The organism is Sulfurimonas sp. (assembly GCF_026991475.1).
Classification (GTDB): Bacteria; Campylobacterota; Campylobacteria; order Campylobacterales; family Sulfurimonadaceae; genus Sulfurimonas.
This window is the reverse complement of record NZ_JALXBK010000008.1, coordinates 1-2,586: the sequence shown is the minus strand read 5'-3', so window position 1 is coordinate 2,586 and position 2,586 is coordinate 1. Positions and strand designations below refer to the sequence as shown.

Genomic DNA, 2,586 nt, shown 5'->3' with positions numbered 1-2,586 from the left:
TGCGTGAGCTTAAAGAGATGCAGGAGTACATCGTCGCTCCACTTTTTAAGTCGGTCTCGGGTGTTGAAGAGGTTGTCGGCTGGGGAGGAGATGAGAAGCAGTACAATGTTTTGGTAGATACGAAAAAACTCCAAGATTTTGGCATTACGTACGATGACATCATCCAAGCACTCCAAAAGTCTAACCAAGCAGCCGGTGGGCAGTATCTTGAATTTAACCGTGAACAGTATCTCATTCGCGGTGCAGGTCTCTACAAAACATTAGATGACATCCGCAACACCATAGTAAAAGCAACAGAAGGACAAGCTGTAACCATCGGTGATGTTGCAAATGTTGCCAAAGGTTCGGCTCCTCGTTTTGGTGCAGTAAGCATCGATGCAAAAGAGGCGGTCATGGGAATGGTGCTCCAACGCAGCGCCACAAACGCAGCCAAAGTAGTAGAGCGCCTCAAAGAGAAGATACAAACCGTAAACACAGCCCTGCCGGATGGTGTCAAGATAGCAACCATCTATGATAGAACAGAGATAACGCACAAAGCGGTAAACACGATGACATCGGCACTCCTTAGTGGTGTGATTTTAGTTGCCATTGTTCTTTTTCTCTTTTTATTCGAGCTGCGTAGCGCATTTATAGTCATTATATCACTTCCTATTTCGCTGCTTATTGCATTTTTGTTGATGGATTACTATAATCTCTCGGCAAACCTTATGAGTCTGAGCGGGCTAGCCATTGCCGTGGGAATGATAGTCGATGGAACCATCGTCATAGTAGAGAACTCTTTTCGACTCATTCACGAAAAGCCCGATGCGCCAAAACTTGCCATTGTCACCCAAGCTGCGCAAGAGGTTGCAAAGCCTGTCACCTTTGCGGTGCTTATCATTGCGGCGGTTTTTATTCCTCTGCTCTCACTTGACGGGCTAGCAGGAAAGCTCTACACACCAATGGCACTTAACATCGTCTTTGTAATGCTTGGCTCTTTACTCGTTGCACTCATTTTAGTACCTGTACTTGTTTTGATGCTGCTCAAACCCTCAAAATCAGCTGAGAACAGCGTGATGAAAGCGATAAAAAAAGCCTACACCCCTGCACTGCGTTTAGCACTTAACAATGCAAAGACAATCTTAGCAGCAGTAAGTGTGCTCTTTATAGTTTTGGCATATATACTAACCCTACAAGGGCGCGAGTTTCTGCCTTCGCTCAATGAAGAGTCGATTATGTACCGTGTCATTGCCATTCCGGGAACGGCACTTACTCAGTCAGTAGATACCTCTAAAAAAATAGAGAGCTATATTTTGAAAAACTACTCAAATGATGTTAGCTCGGTACTTGCGATGATAGGAAGAAGTGAAAAGGGAGAGACCGCACAAGCGAACTATATGGAAATTCTCTTAACGCTTAAACCTGACATAAAAGACCTTCCTGCACTCACAAAAAGAATGAGTGAAGATTTAGGAGAACACTTCTCCTATGTACAGTTCGTACCGACACAACCTATTGCAATGCGTATTGAAGAGCTTTTAGAGGGGGTGAAAGCCGAACTTGCCATCAAAATTTACGGAAATGACCAAAAAGTACTCGATGACATTGCAAAAGAGATACAAAATGCCATAAAAAATGTAGACGGTCTTGAGAGAATGGAGATTGAAACGCAGCTCGGTCAGGCACAGATAAAAATCGCACCTGACTATCTCGCACTTGCACGTTATGGCATCAGCGTTGATGAAGTCATGGAGGTTATACGAAATGGTATCGGCGAAGAGGCAGTTACTCAAAAAATAGAAGGCATAAGACGCTTTGGCATCGTGGCAAAGATACAAAACGCCAAAAAAGATATAAAGTCGCTCAAAAATGTGACGCTGCGCTCAAAAAGCGGCAAACTTGTCACTTTAGCGCAAATATGTAACATTCAGATAGTCCAAGGTGCATCATTTATAAAGCGTGAGAACCTCAGCCGCTATATGGTGCTCTCAATGGATGTAGAGGGACGTGACATCGCCTCATTTGTAGAAGAGGCTGACAAAATAATAAAGAAAAAAGTAAAAATGCCCGCAGGTTACTACATAGGCTGGGCAGGTGACTTTAAAAATATGCAAGAGGCAACACAAAAACTGATGCTCATCATTCCTATTACGCTTTTAGTAGTCATTTTACTCCTCTATACTGCGTTTAACTCCTTTAAAAAGGCGTTCATTATTTTACTTAATGTCCCTTTTGGCTTTATAGGAGGCATAATTGCCCTGCTTCTCAGTGGTATCTATCTCTCTGTTTCAGCTATTGTAGGGTTTTTGGCCATCTTTGCCATTGCCATTTTAAACGGCATTGTTTTGGTAAGCTTTATAGATGAGCTGCGTTTGAAATTCCCTGATGTGCCTTTAAAAACAGTGCTCAAAGATGCAACACTACTGCGTTTAAGACCCGTACTAATGACTGCGTTTACCACACTCTTTGGCATACTCCCGCTGCTTTATGCCTCGGGAGTAGGAAGTGAAATACAGTACCCGCTCGCAGTGGTCATAACAGGAGGCATCATCAGCTCGACACTTTTAACGCTTTTAATACTGCCAGCAACATACCTGTTGTTTTATG

At 43.3% G+C, this 2,586-nt stretch carries 1 protein-coding gene; it reads left to right on the top strand.

Annotated features, from left to right (window positions below):
* Positions 1–2,586 (top strand): efflux RND transporter permease subunit (locus MV589_RS00605; RefSeq protein WP_297431060.1); only part of this gene is annotated, 2,586 nt, incomplete at both ends.